This is a genomic window from Streptomyces sp. NPDC050161 (genome assembly GCF_044460025.1).
Taxonomy (GTDB): domain Bacteria; phylum Actinomycetota; class Actinomycetes; order Streptomycetales; family Streptomycetaceae; genus Streptomyces.
Genome location: NZ_JBITJM010000011.1, coordinates 56,010 through 76,093 on the forward strand (window position 1 = coordinate 56,010; position 20,084 = coordinate 76,093).

18 protein-coding genes are annotated in these 20,084 nt (G+C 69.1%); 14 read left to right on the forward strand and 4 right to left on the reverse strand.

The features are described from left to right. Positions 1-302: 302 nt before the first annotated feature. Positions 303-1,907, forward strand: a complete 1,605-nt coding sequence (locus ACIBK8_RS19310) for an ABC transporter substrate-binding protein (RefSeq protein ID WP_399043058.1) — start codon at positions 303-305, stop codon at positions 1,905-1,907. Positions 1,908-2,019: 112 nt separating this feature from the next. On the opposite strand, the gene ACIBK8_RS19315 is transcribed toward ACIBK8_RS19310, so the two are convergent. Then, positions 2,020-2,691: a response regulator gene (locus ACIBK8_RS19315; RefSeq protein WP_393686210.1), complete on the reverse strand. Its 672-nt coding sequence runs from the start codon at positions 2,689-2,691 to the stop codon at positions 2,020-2,022. A gap of 13 nt (positions 2,692-2,704) precedes the next feature. Continuing rightward, positions 2,705-3,667, reverse strand: a complete 963-nt coding sequence (locus ACIBK8_RS19320) for a RecB family exonuclease (RefSeq protein WP_399043059.1) — start codon at positions 3,665-3,667, stop codon at positions 2,705-2,707. A gap of 176 nt (positions 3,668-3,843) precedes the next feature. Here ACIBK8_RS19320 and ACIBK8_RS19325 point away from each other — a divergent pair, with 176 nt between their 5' ends. The 3 genes from ACIBK8_RS19325 (at position 3,844) to ACIBK8_RS19335 (ending at position 6,875) form a co-directional block, all read left to right on the forward strand. Continuing rightward, positions 3,844-5,118 (forward strand): site-2 protease family protein, encoded by a 1,275-nt coding sequence (locus ACIBK8_RS19325; RefSeq protein WP_399043060.1) that lies wholly within the window; start codon positions 3,844-3,846, stop codon positions 5,116-5,118. A gap of 67 nt (positions 5,119-5,185) precedes the next feature. Beyond that, positions 5,186-6,121 (forward strand): tRNA (adenine-N1)-methyltransferase, encoded by a 936-nt coding sequence (locus ACIBK8_RS19330; protein WP_399043061.1) that lies wholly within the window; start codon positions 5,186-5,188, stop codon positions 6,119-6,121. Between the two features lie 181 nt (positions 6,122-6,302). Further along, positions 6,303-6,875: a hypothetical protein gene (locus ACIBK8_RS19335; RefSeq protein ID WP_399043062.1), complete on the forward strand. Its 573-nt coding sequence runs from the start codon at positions 6,303-6,305 to the stop codon at positions 6,873-6,875. 72 nt (positions 6,876-6,947) lie between these two features. On the opposite strand, the gene ACIBK8_RS19340 is transcribed toward ACIBK8_RS19335, so the two are convergent. After that, complete coding sequence (locus ACIBK8_RS19340; protein WP_393686203.1) at positions 6,948-7,244, reverse strand: ferredoxin; 297 nt, start codon at positions 7,242-7,244, stop codon at positions 6,948-6,950. A 251-nt stretch (positions 7,245-7,495) separates the two neighbouring features. Between ACIBK8_RS19340 and arc the strand changes: the two genes are divergently transcribed. The 5 genes from arc (at position 7,496) to prcA (ending at position 13,483) form a co-directional block, all read left to right on the forward strand. Further along, positions 7,496-9,262 carry a proteasome ATPase gene (arc, locus tag ACIBK8_RS19345; RefSeq protein WP_399043063.1) on the forward strand — a complete coding sequence of 589 codons (1,767 nt, stop codon included), beginning with the start codon at positions 7,496-7,498 and terminating at the stop codon, positions 9,260-9,262. A 278-nt stretch (positions 9,263-9,540) separates the two neighbouring features. Further along, positions 9,541-11,052: a depupylase/deamidase Dop gene (gene dop, locus ACIBK8_RS19350; RefSeq protein WP_399043064.1), complete on the forward strand. Its 1,512-nt coding sequence runs from the start codon at positions 9,541-9,543 to the stop codon at positions 11,050-11,052. 167 nt (positions 11,053-11,219) lie between these two features. Further along, a complete protein-coding gene (locus ACIBK8_RS19355) occupies positions 11,220-11,438 on the forward strand; it encodes a ubiquitin-like protein Pup (RefSeq protein ID WP_399043065.1) in 219 nt (72 codons plus the stop codon). Between the two features lie 296 nt (positions 11,439-11,734). After that, positions 11,735-12,580, forward strand: coding sequence for a proteasome subunit beta (prcB, locus tag ACIBK8_RS19360; protein WP_393686197.1), 846 nt, complete (start codon positions 11,735-11,737; stop codon positions 12,578-12,580). Positions 12,581-12,646: 66 nt separating this feature from the next. Further along, positions 12,647-13,483 carry a proteasome subunit alpha gene (gene prcA, locus ACIBK8_RS19365; RefSeq protein WP_399043066.1) on the forward strand — a complete coding sequence of 279 codons (837 nt, stop codon included), beginning with the start codon at positions 12,647-12,649 and terminating at the stop codon, positions 13,481-13,483. 89 nt (positions 13,484-13,572) lie between these two features. Here the strand turns inward: prcA and ACIBK8_RS19370 are convergent, their stop codons facing one another. Continuing rightward, the gene (locus tag ACIBK8_RS19370; protein ID WP_399043067.1) at positions 13,573-14,622 is read right to left on the reverse strand and encodes a LacI family DNA-binding transcriptional regulator; all 1,050 of its coding nucleotides are present in this window, start codon (positions 14,620-14,622) and stop codon (positions 13,573-13,575) included. Positions 14,623-14,746: 124 nt separating this feature from the next. Between ACIBK8_RS19370 and ACIBK8_RS19375 the strand changes: the two genes are divergently transcribed. The 5 genes from ACIBK8_RS19375 to ACIBK8_RS19395 all read left to right on the forward strand — a co-directional run bounded on the left by ACIBK8_RS19375 (position 14,747) and on the right by ACIBK8_RS19395 (position 20,070). After that, positions 14,747-16,006: an MFS transporter gene (locus tag ACIBK8_RS19375; RefSeq protein ID WP_399043068.1), complete on the forward strand. Its 1,260-nt coding sequence runs from the start codon at positions 14,747-14,749 to the stop codon at positions 16,004-16,006. A gap of 9 nt (positions 16,007-16,015) precedes the next feature. Continuing rightward, a complete protein-coding gene (gene pafA / locus ACIBK8_RS19380) occupies positions 16,016-17,377 on the forward strand; it encodes a Pup--protein ligase (RefSeq protein ID WP_227048622.1) in 1,362 nt (453 codons plus the stop codon). Positions 17,378-17,511: 134 nt separating this feature from the next. Beyond that, on the forward strand, positions 17,512-18,501 hold the full coding sequence (locus tag ACIBK8_RS19385; protein ID WP_399043069.1) for an FKBP-type peptidyl-prolyl cis-trans isomerase: 990 nt from the start codon (positions 17,512-17,514) through the stop codon (positions 18,499-18,501). Between the two features lie 57 nt (positions 18,502-18,558). Then, a complete protein-coding gene (locus tag ACIBK8_RS19390) occupies positions 18,559-18,933 on the forward strand; it encodes an FKBP-type peptidyl-prolyl cis-trans isomerase (RefSeq protein WP_399043070.1) in 375 nt (124 codons plus the stop codon). Positions 18,934-19,083: 150 nt separating this feature from the next. After that, positions 19,084-20,070: a helix-turn-helix transcriptional regulator gene (locus ACIBK8_RS19395; protein WP_399043071.1), complete on the forward strand. Its 987-nt coding sequence runs from the start codon at positions 19,084-19,086 to the stop codon at positions 20,068-20,070. Positions 20,071-20,084: the final 14 nt, after the last annotated feature.

Consider the following 20,084-nt stretch of genomic DNA (forward strand, 5'->3'; position numbering starts at 1 on the left):
ATGCACGGTCGAATTCCTGCGCGGTGAAGGGTAATTGGACGCGTGAGGTTTCTCACGCGCCGTGCCATCGACAGTTGGGGCGACAGGTGTTCCAGGGGGCCTCTTCGGCTCTTTGCGCGGGGGTAAGTGTCCGGATTGGTGGAGCGACGTACGAATCGTTCCACCGTCCGGTTATCGGTGACCCGGGTGCGGTTATCCCGTCGCGATATACCGGCAACTCCGTTCCGTCCCGGACCGGCTGGCCGTGCCTACTAATGTCGACGCGAGCAACACCTCTGCAGCTGATAAGGAACCTGCCGACGATGAATCGCAAGACCTTGGTGCTGCCGGCCCTGGCCGGTCTGCTCGCCCCCGTACTCGCTGCCTGCGGCAGCTCGGACGGCGCGGACGGGAGCGGCGACCCGATCGTCGTCGGGGTCGCCACGCAGATCGAGGCCACCAAGGCAGCGCCCGCCCCGTTCGACCCGGCACAGGCGTACGACGTCGACGCGATGAACGTCCTGCGCGGCACCCTCCAGACGCTGATGCGCCTGCCCAGGACCGGTACGGCGCCGGTGCCCGAGGCCGCCAAGACCTGTGGGTTCCGCGATACCAGGAACGAACAGTTCCGGTGCACTCTGCGCAGCGATCTGAAATTCTCCAACGGCCATGCGCTCACCGCGCGGGACGTGAAGTTCTCCATCGACCGCGTGCAGAAGATCAACTACGCCAACGGTCCCGGGACGCTGGTCAACGACATCGACAAGGTGGAAACGCCCAGCGATACCGAAGTGGTTTTCCACCTCAAGAAGCCGGACGCCACCTTCCCGCAGAAGCTCACCACACCGGCCGCCGGCATCGTCGACCACCAGGTCTACCCCAAGGACCATCTCTACAACGGTTTCGACCTCGTCGGCTCCGGTCCTTACACGCTCAAGGCCGAGCACAGCGGTGAGCGGGTAACCAAGATCGTTTTCTCCAGGAACCCCACCTACAAGGGCGCGGTGAAGCCCTTGAACGACAAGGTGGCGATGCGGTTCTTCGGCAGCTCGTCCGCCATGGAGAAGGCCCTGCGCAAGGGCGATATCGACCTGATGAACCGCGGTCTGTCGCCCAATCAGGTCAAGGGCCTGAAGAACTCCAGGGACGAGCACATCGCCCTCCAGGAGATGCCGGGCCAGGAAATCCGCTACCTCGCCTTCAACACGAAGGACCCGTCGGTCTCCGACCGGGCCGTACGCCAGGCGATGGCGCAGCTCGTCAACCGCTCCCAGATGCTGCGCGACGTCTACTCCTACGCCGGCGACCCGCTGTACTCCCTGGTGCCCACCGGCCTCACCGGCCACATCAACTCCTTCTTCACCAAGTACGGCAACCCCAGCGTCCCGGCCGCCCGCAAGATCCTTGAGCAGGCGAACATCCAGACCCCGGTGAAGCTGACCCTGACGTACACCGAGAACCACTACGGCGCCAGCACCGCCAAGGAGTTCGCAGCCCTGCAGAAGCAGCTCAACGCCAGCAAGCTCTTCGACATCGACGTCAACGGCATCAAGAACTGGCAGCAGTTCCGCACCGACTCGTCCGAGGGCAAGTACGCGGTCTACGGCATGGGCTGGTTCCCCGACATCCCGGACGCCGACAACTACATCGCGCCCTTCTTCGGCAAGGGGAACTTCCTCAACTCCCCGTACCACAACGCGAAGATAGAGCAGCTGATCCCCGCCACCCGGCAGCAGACCGACCGCAACGCCGCCGGCACCGGCTTCAAGGAGGTCCAGAACATCCTCGCCGATGACGTCCCGATACTCCCGCTGTGGCAGGGCAAGCAGTACGTCGCCGCCCGTGACGACATCACCGGTGTGGAATGGGCGCTCAACTCCTCGTCCGCGCTGCAGATCTGGGAGCTGGGCCGCGGCGTCGCCGACTGACCCACCGCGGGAGGCCCCGGCCGCACCCGCACCGCACGAAACGGCGGGGCCGGTCCTGATCCCAGGACCGGCCCCGCCGTCATGACCACCGCCCGCCGGCGGCCCGCGCCGCCTACTGCGCCCCGGGGCGCACCAGACCGCTCTCGTACGCGTAGACCGCCGCCTGCACCCTGTCGCGCAGCCGCAGCTTCGTCAGCACGTGTCCCACATGCGTCTTGACCGTCGTCTCGCTCACGAACAGATCCGCCGCGATCTCGGCGTTCGACAGGCCGCGGGCCACCAGCTTCAGCACCTCGACCTCGCGGTCGGTGAGTGTGTGCAGGGTGTCGGGCACCGATTCCTCGCCCGACGGGAGATGACCGGCGTACTTGTCCAGCAGCCGGCGCGTGATGCTGGGCGCCAGCATCGCCTCACCGGCGGCCACCACCCGGATCGCCTGTACCAGCTCGACGGCCGGCGCGTCCTTGAGCAGGAAGCCGCTGGCCCCCGCCCGCAGCGCCTCGACGACGTACTCGTCCAGGTCGAAGGTGGTCAGCACCAGCACCTTCGCCGGGCCGTCCTTCGCCGGACCGGTGATCTGGCGGGTCGCCTCCACCCCGTCCATCCGCGGCATGCGGATGTCCATCAGCACCACATCGGGCTGCAATGCCCGCACCTGGTCCAGTGCCTGCAAGCCGTCCCCGGCCTCGCCGACGACCGCCAGGTCCTGCTCGGCCTCCAGAATCATCCGGAAACCCGTACGCAGCAGCGGCTGGTCGTCGACCAGCAGGACGCGGATAGCCACCAAAGCTCCTTCGTTAGACCGGCTCCATTCTGCCCTGCTCAGAGCCGCTCCCGTCCGCCGGGCGGATCGTGAGCGGATAGACCGGGGGAGTGCCGCCGAACTCCGGGCAGTGCGCCTGATGGTCGCACCAGCCGCACAGCTTCGTCGGCCGCGGACGCCAGTCGCCGGACTCCGTCGCCTTCTCGATCGCCGCCCACAGCGCCAGCAACTTCCGCTCCACGCCCCGCAGTTCGGCCTCGCCCGGGTCGTACGTGATGACGTCGCCGCTGCCCAGATAGACCAGCTGCAACCGGCGCGGCACCACCCCGCGCAGCCGCCACATCACCAGCGCGTAGAACTTCATCTGGAACAGCGCGCCCTCGGCGAACTGCGGACGCGGCGCCTTGCCGGTCTTGTAGTCGACGATCCTGACCTCGCCCGTCGGCGCGACGTCCACCCGGTCGATGAAACCGCGCAGCCTCAGCCCCGAATCCAGCGCCGTCTCGACGTACAGCTCACGGTCCGCGGGCTCCAGACGCGTCGGATCCTCCAGCGAGAACCACCGCTCCACCAGCGCCTCGGCGTCCGCCAGCCAGCCGGCCAGCCGCTCGCCCTCCGGATCGTCGGCGAACAGCTCCGCCAGCTCCGGCCGCCTGCCCAGCAGCTTCTCCCACTCGCCCGCCACCATCGCGCGGGCACCGGGCGCCGTACGCTCCGCCGCCGGCGCATCGAAGAGCCGCTCCAGCACCGCGTGCACCACGGTGCCGCGGGTCGCCGCCGGGCTGGGCTTCTCCGGCAGCTTGTCGATCACCCGGAAGCGGTACAGCAACGGGCACTGCATGAAGTCGCTCGCCCGCGAGGGCGACAGCGCGACAGGACGCCCCGGCGACCGCTGCGCCCCGCGCTGCGCGCCGGGACCTTCCGCCCCCTGCCCGCCCTGCCCGTCCCGCGGCGCCGCCGCCCCGTCCGCCTCGGCAATCTCGGTGCTCGTTCCCATGACACCCGACCCTACGGCCAGGCACTGACAACGCCCGCCACCACGGCAGGGACCGGGGGCCCGCAGCGGAGCGGCCGGGCACGCTCCGCATACCATCGACGCCAGACCCCTTCGCGCTGCATGATCGAGAGATCACGCCGCACCGGCGCGAAGGCCGTATTCGACGAGGGGACACCGTGGACGAGAGCGGGAAGCCGCAGGACCCCCAGGAGTCCGTGCAGCCCCAGCCGCCCAACCCGCCCGAGCCGCCCGAGGGCCCCAAGAACTCCAAGGGCCGCAAGGCACCGGTACCGGGCCGCAAGAAGGGCGGCGGCATCCTCATGGGCCGCCCCTTCGGCGTGCCCGTCTACGTCGCGCCCAGCTGGTTCCTCGTCGCCGCCCTGATCACCTGGGTCTTCGGCGCCCAGCTCGAACAGGTCCTGCCCGAGCTGGGCGGCGCCCGCTATCTCGTCTCGCTCTTCTTCGCCGTCGCCTTCTACGCCTCGGTCCTCATCCACGAACTCGCGCACACCGTCGCCGCGCTCCGCTTCAAGCTCCCCGTACGCCGCATCCAGCTCCAGTTCTTCGGCGGCGTATCGGAGATCGAGAAGGAGACCGAGACCCCCGGCAGGGAATTCGTCCTCGCCTTCGTGGGCCCGCTCCTCTCCCTCGTCCTGTCCGGCGTCTTCTACGGCGGCATGCAGCTCGTCGAGGCCGGCACGGTCCCCGGCGTGCTGCTCGCGGGGCTGATGATCTCCAACCTCATCGTCGCGGTCTTCAACCTCCTTCCCGGGCTCCCGCTCGACGGCGGACGGATGCTGCGCGCCGTCGTCTGGAAGATCACCGGCAACCCGATGTCCGGCACCGTCGCCGCCGCCTGGATCGGCCGCGCGCTCGCCGTCACCGTCCTGATCGGCCTGCCGCTGCTCACCCACACCGGAGCGCTCGGCGGCCCCCGCCCCGACATCGGCAGCGCCGACTCCCTCACCGACGCCCTGCTCGCCGCGATCCTGGCCGCCATCATCTGGACCGGAGCGGGCAACAGCCTCCGGATGGCCCGGCTGCGCGAGCGCCTCCCCGAGCTCCAGGCCCGCACGCTCACCCGGCGCGCCGTCCCGGTGGAGAACGCCACCCCGCTCTCCGAGGCGCTCCGCCGCGCCAACGACTCCGGGGCCCGCGCCCTGGTCGTCGTCGACGGGCACGGCGAACCCACCGCCGTCGTCCGCGAAGCCGCCATCGTCGGCGTCCCCGAACACCGCCGCCCCTGGGTACCGGTCGGCACCCTCGCGCAGGACCTCAAGGACGGCATGCGGGTTCCGGCCGAACTGGCCGGCGAGGACCTCCTCGAATTCCTCCGCGCCACCCCGGCCACCGAATACCTCGTCGTCGAGGAGACCGGCGAGATCTACGGCGTGCTGTCCACCGACGACGTCGAGCGGGCCTTCGTCTCCGCCATGGCCCGCCACTCCTGACCCGCCCGCGCCCCCGACGGGACGCCCGCTGGTCCTGGGCGTCCGCCGGGCCCGGTAGGCTGGTCACATGTCCGAACCGACCGGTGCCGCCCGCCGTCGCGGGCCCTTCAAGGTCGGGGACCAGGTCCAGCTCACCGACCCCAAGGGACGCCACTACACCTTCACGCTCGAAGAGGGAAAAAGCTTCCACACCCACAAGGGAGCTTTCCCCCACGACGAGCTGATCGGTGCTCCCGAGGGCAGTGTTGTCCGTACCACCGGGAACGTCGCCTACCTCGCGCTGCGCCCGCTGCTCCCCGACTACGTCCTGTCCATGCCCCGCGGCGCCGCCGTGGTCTACCCCAAGGACGCGGGGCAGATCCTGGCGATGGCCGACATCTTCCCCGGCGCCCGCGTCGTCGAGGCGGGAGTGGGTTCCGGCTCGCTCAGCAGCTTCCTGCTGCGCGCCATCGGCGACCAGGGCATGCTGCACTCCTACGAGCGCCGCGAAGACTTCGCCAAGATCGCCACCCAGAACGTCGAGCGCTACTTCGGCGAGCCGCACCCGGCCTGGACACTCACCGTCGGTGACCTCCAGGACAACCTCTCCGACACCGAGGTCGACCGGGTCATCCTCGACATGCTCGCCCCCTGGGAGTGCCTGGAGGCCGTCTCCAAGGCGCTGGTCCCCGGCGGCATCCTCTGCGCATACGTCGCCACGACCACGCAGCTGGCCCGCACCGTCGAGGCGATCCGCGAACACGGCACCTTCAACGAGCCGTCGGCATGGGAAACCATGGTCCGCACCTGGCACGTCGAGGGCCTCGCCGTCCGCCCCGACCACCGCATGATCGGCCACACCGGCTTCCTGCTCACCGCCCGCCGTCTCGCCGACGGCGTCGAGCCCCCGCTGCGCCGCCGCCGGCCGGCCAAGGGCGCGTACGGCGACGACTACACCGGCCCGGGTTCCGCGTCGGGCGGCGCCAAGGACGCGCCGTCGGGCGAATCCGCCGAGCGCGGCTGACCGCCGACTTCAGGCCACCGAACCACCGGGCGCCGCCGACGAGTTCCCCCTTCGGGAACCGTCGGCGGCGCTCCTTCGTTTCCGGCGTAAAACTCCGGTCCGGCTGGTTCCTGGGCGTCTTGTCCTGTGGAACGATGCTGGGCACTCCCACCGCCACAGCACTTCACAGGAGTTACCTCGCGTGCAGCCCTTGGCAGGCCAGGATCTTTCGCACACCCAGCCCCGCCCCATGCACTGGCTCGCCACGGCCACCGCCGTCGCCGCGGTCGTCGCTGCGGCTTCCTTCGTCCAGCCCCCTGATGCGAAGGCCAATCCGACCGCATCGGGCCACCCCGCGGCGGCTCCCGACCCGCGAGCTGTGACCTTCCCCGTCGACTGCGGCCCGAACCGCCTCGACGTGGTGAAGAAGGTCTCAGGCGACCTCGACGGCGACGGCACGATCGAGACCATCGCGGCAGTCCGCTGCCACAGCGCCACCGGCACCCCGCCCAGCGGCGTCTACGTCCTCGCGCAGCCGACCGGCAAGGGGAAGACCCCCCGCATCGTCGCCACGCTCCTGGCGCCCTCCCAGCGGCTCGGCGTCCAGGACCTCTCCCTGGACGCCGGCGAGATCTCCGCATCGCTCCTGGGGTACTCCACGACCGACGTGCCGCGCTGCTGCCCCGATGTGCACACCACCGCCAAGTGGCAATGGAAGGGCGGGAAGTTCGTACGGAACGAACTCCCCGCCGCTGTCGGCACCGCGCGTATCTGACCGGTCACAGGACGTGCCCCGGAGGAGGCGGCGGCCCGGTGCCGTAACCGCCGTCTCCCCGCCGCCCGGCGGCTATTCCGCCTCCGGGCCGTAGACCTCCACCTGGTTGTCGACCCGGCGGACGTGGATGCAGTCCCCGGGGCACTCCTTCGCCGAGTCCCGTACGTCGTTGAGCAGCGGCAGCGGAACGGGCGTTGTCGCTCCCTTGTCCTGGAGCAGCTCGTCGTCGGAGCTCTTGACGTAGGCGAGTCCGTCGATGTCCAGCTCGAAGACCTCGGGCGCGTACTGCGCACAGATCCCGTCCCCGGTGCACAGGTCCTGATCGATCCAGACTTCAAGCTCTGGAGTGGCTTCTTCCTGCGCGGTCATCTCGCCTGCCGTTCCTGCGTACGTGAAGCGTTTTTGTCTAAGTGGTGCCAGCCCTGACGGGTGTTGACCGTCCCGACGATACAACCGGTCGCTTTCCGATGTTGTTCGGTGGGTATTCCCTTGGTGAGCGGACGTGCGCAAGGGTGAAGATCGGACACACCCCGACCGTCTTTTCGATCTAGGGGTTTCAACCCGCACCGGCCCAGGTAGGGTCAGGAAGCGTCCAGCTCCCCTTGGAGGAGGTGAGGACCGTGGCAGCCCACGACGACGACATCAACCGCGGCATCCGGCCGGGGCGGGGGTCTGAAGACCCCGCCGGCCAGGTCGCCTATCTCGAGCAGGAGATCGCCGTCCTGCGACGCAAGCTCGCCGACTCTCCGCGTCATACGAGGATTCTCGAAGAGCGGATCGTCGAGCTGCAGACCAACCTGGCCGGCGTTTCCGCGCAGAACGAGCGACTCGCCAATACTCTCCGAGAGGCCCGCGACCAGATCGTCGCGCTCAAGGAGGAGGTCGACCGGCTCGCACAGCCGCCGGCCGGCTTCGGCGTCTTCCTGCAGATGAATGAGGACGGCACGGCCGATATTTTCACCGGAGGCCGAAAGCTCCGGGTGAATGTCAGCCCCAGCGTGGAGACGCACGACCTCAGGCGCGGCCAAGAGGTCATGCTCAACGAAGCGCTCAATGTGGTCGAGGCCATGGAGTTCGAGAGCGCCGGGGACATCGTCACTCTCAAGGAAATCCTTGAGGACGGCGAGCGCGCCCTGGTCGTCGGGCACACCGACGAAGAACGGGTGGTGCGGCTCGCCGAGCCGCTGCTGGACATCACCATCCGCCCCGGCGACGCCCTGCTGCTCGAACCCCGCTCCGGCTACGTCTATGAAGTCATCCCGAAGAGCGAGGTCGAGGAACTCGTCCTCGAAGAGGTCCCGGACATCGACTACACCAAGATCGGCGGTCTGGGCGGCCAGATCGAACTGATCCGGGACGCGGTCGAGCTTCCGTACCTCTATCCCGACCTCTTCAAGGAGCACGAACTCCGCCCGCCCAAGGGCGTGTTGCTCTACGGCCCGCCCGGCTGCGGCAAGACGCTCATCGCCAAGGCGGTCGCCAACTCCCTTGCCAAGAAGGTCGCCGAGGTGACCGGCCAGCCCGCGGGGAAGAGCTTCTTCCTCAACATCAAGGGCCCCGAGCTCCTCAACAAGTACGTCGGCGAGACCGAACGGCACATCCGGCTGGTCTTCCAGCGGGCGAGGGAGAAGGCCAGCGAGGGCACGCCCGTCATCGTCTTCTTCGACGAGATGGACTCCCTCTTCCGCACCCGCGGCTCCGGTGTCAGCTCGGACGTGGAGAACACCATCGTCCCGCAGCTGCTCTCCGAGATCGACGGTGTGGAGGGCCTGGAGAACGTCATCGTGATCGGCGCCTCGAACCGCGAGGACATGATCGACCCGGCGATCCTGCGCCCCGGCCGCCTCGACGTGAAGATCAAGATCGAGCGTCCGGACGCGGAAGCGGCGAAGGACATCTTCTCGAAGTACCTCACCGAGCGCCTGCCACTGCACACCGACGATCTCGCCGAGCACGGCGGCTCCCGCAATGCGGCCGTCAGCGGAATGATCCAGTCGGTCGTCGAGCAGATGTACGCGGAATCCGAGGAGAACCGCTTCCTGGAGGTCACCTACGCCAATGGTGACAAGGAAGTCCTGTACTTCAAGGATTTCAATTCCGGCGCGATGATCGAGAACATCGTCGGGCGTGCGAAGAAGATGGCCATCAAGGCATTCCTCGAACACAATCAGAAGGGTTTGCGGGTCTCCCACCTCCTCCAGGCATGCGTGGACGAGTTCAAGGAGAACGAAGACCTGCCGAACACCACCAACCCGGACGACTGGGCCCGTATCTCCGGTAAGAAGGGCGAGCGGATCGTCTACATCCGCACCCTGGTCACCGGAAAGCAGGGCGCGGACACCGGCCGTTCCATCGACACGGTGGCGAATACCGGCCAATACCTGTAACACCGCTCTCCGGCTGCGGATGTCCTGCACGGGGCGTCCGCAGCCGGATGCATTTCCGGGGTCGCCGGGGCAGCCCCGGGCAAAGCGCCGGGCGGCGGTCAGGGAAACCGGACGGGAGCAATGACTGTAATGATCTCCCCAGCGCCGCAAAGGCGTTCTAGGCTCGTCAGTACCGCGGCGTCACGCTGTGCGGGAGCGGGGATCGCACACGGACCGGAAGCGCAGCGGTACTTGAGCGCCGACCCCATCCGGGGGCGCCGCCGGGCAAGGAGGGCCGCATGACCGTACGGCGAGTAATGGGGATCGAGACGGAGTACGGAATCTCCGTCCCCGGACACCCGAACGCCAATGCCATGCTCACCTCGTCCCAAGTCGTCAATGCCTATGCGGCGGCGATGCACCGGGCACGGCGTGCCCGTTGGGATTTCGAGGAGGAGAATCCGCTGCGGGACGCCCGCGGCTTCGACCTCGCCCGCGAGGCCGCGGATTCCAGCCAGCTCACCGATGAGGACATCGGCCTCGCCAATGTGATCCTCACCAATGGCGCGCGGCTGTACGTCGACCACGCGCACCCCGAATACAGCGCCCCGGAGGTCACGAATCCGCGGGACGCCGTGCTGTGGGACAAGGCGGGCGAGCGGATCATGGCCGAGGCCGCCGAGCGGGCCGGCCAGGTACCCGGCGCCCAGCCGATCCTCCTCTACAAGAACAACACCGACAACAAGGGCGCCTCCTACGGCACGCACGAGAACTACCTGATGAAGCGGGAGACGCCGTTCTCGGACATCGTGCGGCACCTGACGCCGTTCTTCGTCTCCCGCCAGGTCGTCACCGGCGCGGGCCGCGTCGGCATCGGCCAGGACGGGCGGGAGCACGGCTTCCAGCTCAGCCAGCGCGCCGACTACTTCGAGGTCGAGGTCGGCCTGGAGACGACGCTCAAGCGCCCGATCATCAACACCCGCGACGAACCGCATGCGGACGCCGAGAAGTACCGCCGGCTGCACGTGATCATCGGTGACGCCAACCTCTCCGAGATCTCGACCTACCTGAAGCTGGGCACCACCTCGCTGGTCCTCTCCATGATCGAGGACGGCTTCATCGCCGTCGACCTGGCCGTCGACCAGCCGGTCCGCGCCCTGCACCAGGTCTCGCACGACCCCGGTCTGCGACACCTCATCACGCTCCGCAGCGGCCGTACGCTCACCGCGGTCCAGCTTCAGATGGAGTACTTCGAGCTGGCCCGCAAGTACGTCGAGGACCGCTACGGCGCGGACGCGGACGAGCAGACGAAGGATGTGCTCACCCGCTGGGAGGACGTGCTCGGGCGGCTGGAGAACGACCCGATGAGCCTGTCCGGGGAGCTGGACTGGGTCGCCAAGCGGGAGCTGATGGAGGGCTACCGCCGCCGCGACGGCCTGGACTGGGACGCGGCGCGGTTGCACCTCATCGACCTGCAGTACGCGGACGTGCGGTCCGACAAGGGCCTGTACAACCGCCTGGCGGCTCGCGGCAGGATGAAGCGGCTGCTGGAGGAGCCCGAGGTCCAGCGGTCCCGGCTGCAGCCTCCCGAGGACACCAGGGCCTATTTCCGCGGTCGCTGCCTGGAGCAGTACGCGGACGACGTCGCGGCTGCCTCCTGGGACTCGGTGATCTTCGATCTGCCGGGCCGTGACTCTCTGCAACGGGTTCCCACTCTGGAGCCGCTGCGCGGGACGCGTGAGCACGTCAAGGATCTGCTGGACCGCTGCCGCACGGCCGAGGAGCTGGTGAGGGCGCTTTCCGGCCACTGAACCGGCAGGGATTCGCGGCTGATCCACGGCTGAAAAGGCCGCGGGGCGGGAATCATCGAGGTGACTCCCGGGCGTTGCAACAAGTGCAGGGCCGATGTCAGAGCCAGCTTGTAGGGTCGGATCTTGAGAGTCACATCGAGCGGGGCGAACCGAGCGGGGTGAGGGAAATGGCGACCAAGGACAGCGGCGGCGGGCAGCAGAAGGCCACGCGTTCCACCGAAGAGGTCGAGGAGCAGACGCAGGAGGCGGAGGCTTCCGACGACCTCAAGGAACGCCAGGAAAAGCTGTCGGACGACGTCGATTCGGTGCTGGACGAGATCGACGACGTGCTCGAAGAGAACGCCGAGGACTTCGTGCGGAGCTTCGTTCAGAAGGGCGGAGAGTAACCGGACCGTGGTCCGGGCGCGGCGCCGGTGGCGTTCTGCGGAGCGCCACCGGCCCGGTCCGGAGCGCCAAGGACCCATCCCACGGGGCCGTGCGGACCGCCTGGCGGCATGTCAGCCGGCCAGGTCCGCACGGCCGGTGAGGCCGCTGCAGCCCGGTTCGGGAACTCATGTGGATCACGGCCGCAGGACGGGTAGGGTCCGGGTCGTACAGTGCTTCAGCTGCATCGCAGCCTGGGACAATTCAAGCATCGGCCGGCCACCCGGAGGCGGACGGCCGAGTATCCGGAAGGAAACGTGTGGAAGCCAACACTCGTAGCACCGGGCGTCTACCAGCTGCCTTCCTGACGCCTGGATCCTCGTCGTTCATGGACTTCCTCGGCGAGCACTCTCCCGATCTGCTGCCGGGCAACCGCCCGCTGCCGCCCGTCCAGGGCGCCATCGAGGCACCGCACGGCACGACCATCGTGGCGGCGGCCTTCCCCGGCGGCGTGGTGCTCGCCGGTGACCGCCGGGCGACGATGGGCAACGTCATCGCACAGCGCGACATCGAGAAGGTCTTCCCGGCCGACGAGTACTCCGCTGTCGGCATCGCCGGCACGGCAGGTCTGGCCGTCGAGATGGTCAAGCTGTTCCAGCTGGAGCTGGAGCACTTCGAGAAGGTGGAAGGCGCCCAGCTTTCCCTGGAGGGCAAGGCGAACCGTCTCTCCACGATGATCCGGGGCAACCTCGGGATGGCCATGCAGGGCCTCGCCGTCGTGCCGCTGTTCGCGGGCTGGGACGTCGACCGGGAGAAGGGCCGCATCTTCTCCTACGACGTGACCGGCGGGCGGTCCGAGGAGCACGGCTTCGCGTCGACGGGATCCGGTTCCGTCTTCGCCCGCGGCGCCCTCAAGAAGCTGTACCGCGACGACTTCACGGAGCATCAGGCCGCCACAGCCGTCGTTCAGGCGCTCTATGACGCCGCTGACGACGATTCGGCGACCGGCGGCCCGGATCTGGCCCGCCGGATCTACCCGATCGTCACGGTGATCACCGAAGACGGCTTCAAGAGGTTCACCGACGCCGATGTCTCGGAGATCGCCCGTGCCATTCACGAGCGCCGCCTCGAACAGCCCGACGGCCCGCGCGCCGCGGTGCTCTGACGGGACGGACGGTCCGGAATGCGCGTGCCAGTGAGAGAGTCATTGACAGAAAGGGACGGATAACCGGTGTCGACGCCGTTCTATGTCTCACCCCAGCAGGCCATGGCCGATCGCGCCGAATACGCCCGCAAGGGCATCGCGCGCGGACGCAGTGTCGTGGTGCTGCAGTACACCGACGGCGTGGTATTCGTCGCCGAGAATCCCTCCCGGGCCCTGCACAAGGTCAGCGAGATCTATGACCGCATCGCTTTCGCGGCGGTCGGCAAGTACAACGAATTCGAGAATCTGCGGATCGGCGGTGTGCGCTACGCCGATCTGCGCGGCTACACCTACCACCGCGAGGACGTCACCGCACGCGGCCTCGCGAACGTCTACGCACAGACGCTCGGCACGATCTTCTCCAGCGCCGCCGAGAAGCCGTACGAGGTCGAGCTGATCGTCGCCGAGGTCGGCAGCGCCGCCGAGGACGACCAGATCTACCGGCTTCCGCACGACGGCTCGATCGTGGACGAGCACGGTTCGGTCGCGGTGGGCGGCAACGCCGACCAGATCAGCAGCTACCTCGACCAGCGGCACCGCGACGGCATGACGCTGGGCGAGGCGCTGAAGCTGGCCGTCGACTCGCTGTCGCGGGACAACAACGGCGGTGAACGCACCCTGACCGCCGAGCAGTTGGAGGTCGCGACGCTGGACCGCACGCGTCCGCAGCAGCGGAAGTTCAAGCGGATCCTGGGCCGCCAGCTCTCCCGGCTGCTGGATGAGCACGCCACGGCGTCCGGCACCGAGCCGGCCGCGGACGAAGCGGGCTCAGGGGACGCGGACACGTCCCAGGGGAGCGACGACGCGTCCGGCGAGAAGGACGCGAAGAACGCGAAGGGGCCGGAGAAGGGCTCCGAGGAGTAGTCGGCGCCGTACGGCGTCAGGGCAGCGCGTCCCGGTGGGTCACCGCCGGGGCGCGCTGTGCTGTGCGGGCGGCTCCGGGGGCGTACGCGTCACGCGGGCGCCGGGCCCGTGGAGCCGCGGGTGACCAGTTCGACCGGCAGGGTGCGGGCCGGGGCGGGGCGGCCGTCGAGCGCCGTCATCAGGGCGTGCATGCCGGCCGCGCCGAAGTCCTCGGCCGGCAGCCGTACGGTCGTCAGCTCCGGTTCGACGGCCACCGCCAGCGCCAGATCGTCGAAGCCGGTGACCGAGACGTCCTCCGGCACCCGCAGGCCGAGCCGCCGCACGGCCTTGCAGGCGCCGGCGGCCACGATGTCGTCGTCGCAGACCAGGGCCGTCGGGCGGGGCCCGGGGCCGGTCAGCGCGGTGTGCGCGGCCGTCAGGCCCGCCGTGACGCCGAGCGCGGTCGGTACCCGGCGCAGCTCGGCGCCGGGGATTTCGCCGAGCGCCCGGTCGAGCGTGCGGGCGCGCAGCGCGAAGGTCCAGGAGTCGATGTCGGCCGCGAGATGGCCGATCCGGCGGTGGCCGAGCCCGAGGAGATGGGTGGCCACCTGGCGGATGCCGTCGGCGATGTCGAGGTTGACGGTGGCGGCGGCCCGGTCGTCCTGCGGGTCGTTGTCCAGCATGACGAGGGGGAGTCCGGTGTCGCGGAGTGCGGCGAGCGCGTCGACGGCCATGGATGAGGCGATCACGCCGTCGAGGGTGGCGCGGGCCGAGCCGAACGGGTCGGGGGCCGGGCCGATGCCTTCGGGCGAGGGGTAGAGGACCACGCCGAAGCCGCGGTCGGCGGCGGCCCGGGACGCGCCGGAGTGGACCAGCGCGAAGAATTCCGTGGTGAGCGCGGGGACGACGAGGAGCGCGGTGCGGGTGTGGCCCATGCGCAGGCTGCGGGCCGCGAGATTGGGGCGGTACCCGAGGTCGAGGGCGGCGGCCCGGACGGACTCGGCCTTGGTCGGGGAGACCCGGCCGCGCCACTTCTCGCCGAGCACGAGGGAGACGGCGGCCTGCGAGACCCCGGCGGCCCGTGCCACGTCCCGGCTGGTGACGCGGGGTGCGGCCGACGGCTGCGCGCCGCGGTCAGGGGTCGTGTCGTTGCTGCTCACCGCTGGCTGTCTCCTGGTGGTCGGCCGGGCGGGCTGGACCGCCGCATGGCGCCATGATACGTATAACGCGCCACGTTATACGTATCATGTCCGGGCTGCCCGAGCCGGACGGAGAGGGGCCGGGATGGCCGCGGGATATGCGGAGCTGCTCAGGACCCGGCATGCCGCCCGGCTGCTGACCGGAACCCTGATCGGCCGGCTGCCGAACGCCACGGCTGCCCTGGCGGTGGTCCTCTTCGTCCGCTCCGAGGGCGGCAGTTACGCGCTGGCCGGCGCGCTCTCCGCCGTCTACGGCGTGTGCACCGCGATCGGCCAGCCGCTGCTCGGCCGGGCCGTCGACGTGTACGGCCAGCCCCGCGTCATGCTGCCCGCGGCCGTGGTCTCCGCCCTGGGGATGGCGCTGCTCGCCGTCGTGGGGATCGAACCGCTGTCCTTCGCCTACGCAGCCGCCGTGATCGCGGGGCTGTTCACGCCGCCTCTGGAGGGCGGGCTGCGGGCCCTGTGGCCGGGGGTGCTCAAGCGGCCCGAGCGGGTGCACGCCGCGTACGCGCTGGACGCGGTGGCGCAGGAAGTCATGTTCGCGGTGGGGCCGTTGCTGGTGACGCTGTGCGTCGCGGCCTGGTCGGAGCAGGTCGCGCTGCTGGTCATCAACGCGCTCGGCGTGCTGGGCGCGCTCTCCGTCGTCGTCTCCCCGCCGTCGCGGCAGTGGCGCAGCGGCCCGCGCGAGGCGCACTGGCTGGGTGCGCTGCGCTCGCCCGGCCTGCTGGTGCTGATCGGCTCGTTCTTCTTCGTCGGGCTGGCGCTCGGCTCCATAGCGGTGGCCGCGGTGGCGTACGCGGACGGGCACGGCGACGGCATGGTCTCCAGCTATCTGCTCTCCGCGCTGGGTGCCGGGGCGCTGGTGGGCGGCGTCGTCTACGGGGCCAGGGAGTGGCCGGGGAGTCCGGAGGGCCGGCTGCGGCTGCTCGTCACCCTCCTGGCGCTGGGGTATCTGCCGCTCGTCCTCACCCCTGGTGTGGCGGGGATGACGGCGCTGACCGGTATCGCCGGTGTGTTCCTGGCGCCGGCGCTGGCGTGTGCGTTCGTGGTCGTGGACCGGCATGCTCCGCACGGCACGGTGACGGAGGCGTTCTCGTGGCTGGTGACGACCTTCGGCGTCGGTTCGGCGGTCGGTGCGTCGGTGGTGGGGCCCGCGGTCGAGCGCGGTGGCGCGGCGGCGGGATTCGCGGTGGCGGGCGGCGGTGGAATCGCCGCGCTGCTGGTGCTTTTGTCGACGAAGCGATTTCTCGGGGATCCCGTGGCGCGGACGGTTGTTGCGGCCCCGGCGGAAAATGATCGAAACGGGGCCGTCGAACCCGGTTTCAGAGCACGCCATCAGGCGTAATGTTCAGTCATGGACCGCCGCATTTTCGGGCTGGAGAACGAGTACGGCGTCACGTGCACGTTCAGGGGACAGCGCCGACTGTCGCCTGACGAAGTGGCGCGGTACCTCTTCCGCCGTGTCGTGTCATGGGGCCGCAGCAGCAATGTCTTCCTGCGGAACGGCGCCCGCCTGTACTTGGACGTGGGTTCGCACCCGGAATACGCAACTCCCGAGTGCGACAACGTGACCGAGCTGGTCACTCACGACAAGGCCGGCGAGCGCATTCTCGAAGGTCTTCTCGTCGACGCCGAACGCCGCCTGCACGAGGAGGGAATCGCGGGCGACGTCTATCTCTTCAAGAACAACACCGATTCGGCGGGCAACTCCTACGGCTGCCACGAGAACTATCTCGTCGCCCGCCACGGGGAGTTCTCCCGGCTCGCGGACATCCTCATTCCCTTCCTCGTCACCCGTCAGCTGCTGTGCGGCGCGGGCAAGGTGCTGCAGACCCCGCGCGGCGCCGTCTACTGCGTCAGCCAGCGTGCCGAACACATCTGGGAAGGGGTGTCGTCCGCGACGACCCGTTCGCGGCCGATCATCAATACCCGGGACGAACCGCACGCGGACGCCGAGCGCTATCGCCGACTGCATGTGATCGTCGGCGATTCGAACATGTCCGAGACGACCATGCTGCTGAAGGTCGGGGCGACCGATCTCGTCCTGCGCATGATCGAGGCGGGCACCGTCATGCGTGATCTGACGCTGGAGAACCCCATCCGGGCGATCCGTGAAGTCAGCCATGACATCACCGGGCAGCGCAAGGTGCGGCTGGCCAGCGGGCGTGAGGCGTCGGCGCTCGAAGTCCAGCAGGAGTACTACGAAAAGGCGGTGGATTTCTGCGAGCGCCGCGGAATCCGCACGGGAACCGTCGAACGCGTCCTGGAGTTGTGGGGACGCACCCTCGAAGCAATCCGGGATCAGGAGCTCGACCGTATCTCCACCGAGATCGACTGGGTGATGAAACATCAACTCATCGAGCGATACCGCACAAAGAACAACATCACCATGTCCCATCCGCGAGTGGCGCAGATAGACCTCGCGTATCACGACATCCACCGCCGCAGGGGGCTCTATTACCTTCTGGAGCGGAAGGGGCAAGCGGCGCGGATCTGCAACGACTTGAAGATCTTCGAGGGCAAGTCGGTGCCGCCGCAGACCACCCGCGCCAGGCTGCGCGGCGACTTCATCCGCCGTGCCCAGGAGCAGCGTCGTGATTTCACGGTCGACTGGGTGCACCTCAAGCTCAATGATCAGGCGCAGCGGACGGTGCTGTGCAAGGACCCGTTCCGTTCGGTGGACGACAGGGTGGAGAAACTGATCGCCGGGATGTGACACGGGCCGTAGCAGGGTGTGCCGGGAGTGTAAGTGCTCCCGGCACATTGCTGTGTTGCGCCGGGAAACGTATGGGGGCACAGGTCGTAGAGTGGCGGACATTGGCCACCCACCCACGACCCCGAGTTGGACTGATGAACCCCACGAAGAACACCCGTCGCGCCGCCGCCGCTGCGCTGACCGTGCCCATCCTGCTGTTCACCGCCGCCTGCGGGTCCGATGACGGGAAGGGCTCTGCCGACGGCTCAGTCGTCAAGGTCGAGGGCAAGGCAGGGGCCGAGCCCAAGATCTCGGTGTCCAAGGACGCCAAGCCGGCCGACAAGGTCGTCACCAAGACCCTCACCGAGGGCAAGGGCGCCACCGTCAAGAAGGGTGACCTGGTCCGCCTGGACTACTCGGCCCAGTCGATGAAGGGCCAGAACCTCGGCAGCAGCTGGACCAAGCAGCCCGGCGCCAAGAAGGACGCGCCGCGCGCCCAGGTCGTCACCGAGGTCACCGAGCAGATGACCCAGCAGATGCTGCCCCCGAAGGTGCTGACCGCCGCCGCCGGGCAGAAGGTCGGTGGCCGCTTCCAGGTCGAGGGCACCGCCAAGGCGCTGATCGGCGCGGGCCTCAACCCGCAGGCCGGCATCAAGCCCGAGGACGGTCTGGTGTGGGTCGTCGACGTGGCCGGTGTGAAGAAGGTCGACAAGAAGGCCAAGGCCGAGGGCGAGCAGGCGGCTCCCGAGAGCGGGATGCCCGAGGTGAAGGCCGCGGACGCCAAGGCCGCGTCGATCACCGTCCCCAAGGGTGAGAAGGCGCCGAAGGACCTCAAGCAGCAGGTGCTGATCAAGGGCAAGGGCGCCGAGGTGAAGGCCGGCGACGGGCTGATCGCGCAGTACACCGGCGTGAAGTGGGAGGACGGCAAGAAGTTCGACTCGTCCTGGGACCACGGCGGTGCGACCGCGTTCCAGATCGGCACCGGACAGGTCGTCCAGGGCTGGGACCAGGCGCTGGTCGGCAAGCACGTCGGCGACCGCGTCGAGATCGTCATTCCGCCGAAGCTGGGCTACGGTGCCAGCCCGCAGCACGAGCTGGCCAAGAACACCCTGGTCTTCTCGGTCGACATCGTGGGCACGGTCTGACCTGGGTCTGCCAGACTGTTGCGGTCATCGCAATGATTCGTAAGTAGGAGCACATTCGTGAGCATCGACAAGCCCGAGATCGATTTCCCCGAGGGCCCGGCTCCCACCGATCTGGAGATCGTGGACCTGTGGGAGGGTGACGGGTCGGTCGCCAAGGCCGGGGACAATGTCTCCGTGCATTACGTCGGCGTCTCCTTCAGCACCGGCGAGGAATTCGACGCGAGCTGGAACCGCGGCACTCCGCTGAAGTTCCAGCTGGGCGCCGGCCAGGTCATCCCCGGCTGGGACAAGGGCGTGCAGGGCATGAAGGTCGGCGGGCGCCGCCGGCTGACCATCCCCGCGCACCTGGCGTACGGCGAGCGCGGTGCCGGCGGCGGCCGTATCGCCCCGGGCGAGACGCTGATCTTCGTCTGCGACCTGGTCTCCGTCTGAGACCACCGCCGACCCACCGAGGGCCCGTGCCGACCGGCGCGGGCCCTCGGCGCGTCGGGCCACCGCCTTCGGGCCCGCCCCTCCGGCTTTTGCCCTGAGCACGCCGGGCGGTACGGTCAACGGTCGGGAGATCCACGAGAGAGGGTGCCGATGGCGATTGCCAAGGCCGAGCGGCTGATGAACCTGGCACTGTGTCTGCTGGGTACGCGTCGTCCGTTGACCAAGCGCGAACTGCGGTCGTCGATCGAGGCATACGTCGAGTCCTTCGGCACCGGCGACGGGCCGGCGAGCAGCGACGAGTCCTTCAACCGGATGTTCGAGCGGGACAAGGACGACCTGCGGGAGCTGGGCCTGGTCATCGAGACCGTCGACGGCCTGGAGGGCGACGTCGGGTATCTCGCCCGCCGCGACAGCAACCGCCTGCCCCCGATCACCCTCGACGCGGAGGAAGCCGCGGCGCTCGGCCTCGCCGCCAAGATCTGGCAGCAGGCCCGGCTGGCCGGTGCGGCCAGCGGCGCCCTGCAGAAGCTGCGGGCCGCCGGCATGCCGCTGGCCGCCGAGACCGAGGACATCGACGCGCCGCACAGCGCGCTGGAGCCGCGGATCCCGGCCCACGAAGCCGCCTTTGAACCGCTGATGCTGGCCTGCCGCGACCGCCGCCCGGTGGTCTTCGACTACCGCAAGTCCAACGCCGCGCACCCCGAACGCCGTCAGGTCGAGCCGTGGATCCTGGAGTGCTGGCGCGGCCACTGGTACGTCGCGGGCTGGGACCGCGACCGCAAGGCCGAGCGGGTCTTCCGGCTCTCCCGCATCACCGGCAAGGTCCGTTCCAGGCAAGGGGCGTTCACCGCGCCGGTGCCCGATCACGTCACCGTCCGCGAGACCGTCGAGAGCTGGGCGGGGGAGACCGCCACCGGCAGCGCCAGGATCAAACTGCGGGCCGGGCACGGCTATCCGCTGCGCGCCCGCGCGCTGACCGTCCGCGCACTCGGCGACGGCTGGGACGAGCTGGAGATCCCCAACGGCCACGGACTCGACGCCTGGCTGGTGGAGTTCGGGCCCGACGTGGTGGTGCTGGAACCGGCCGAACTGCGGGCCGACGTCATCGACCGGCTGCGCGCCGTGGCCAAGGGCTGAGAGGGACACGAGAA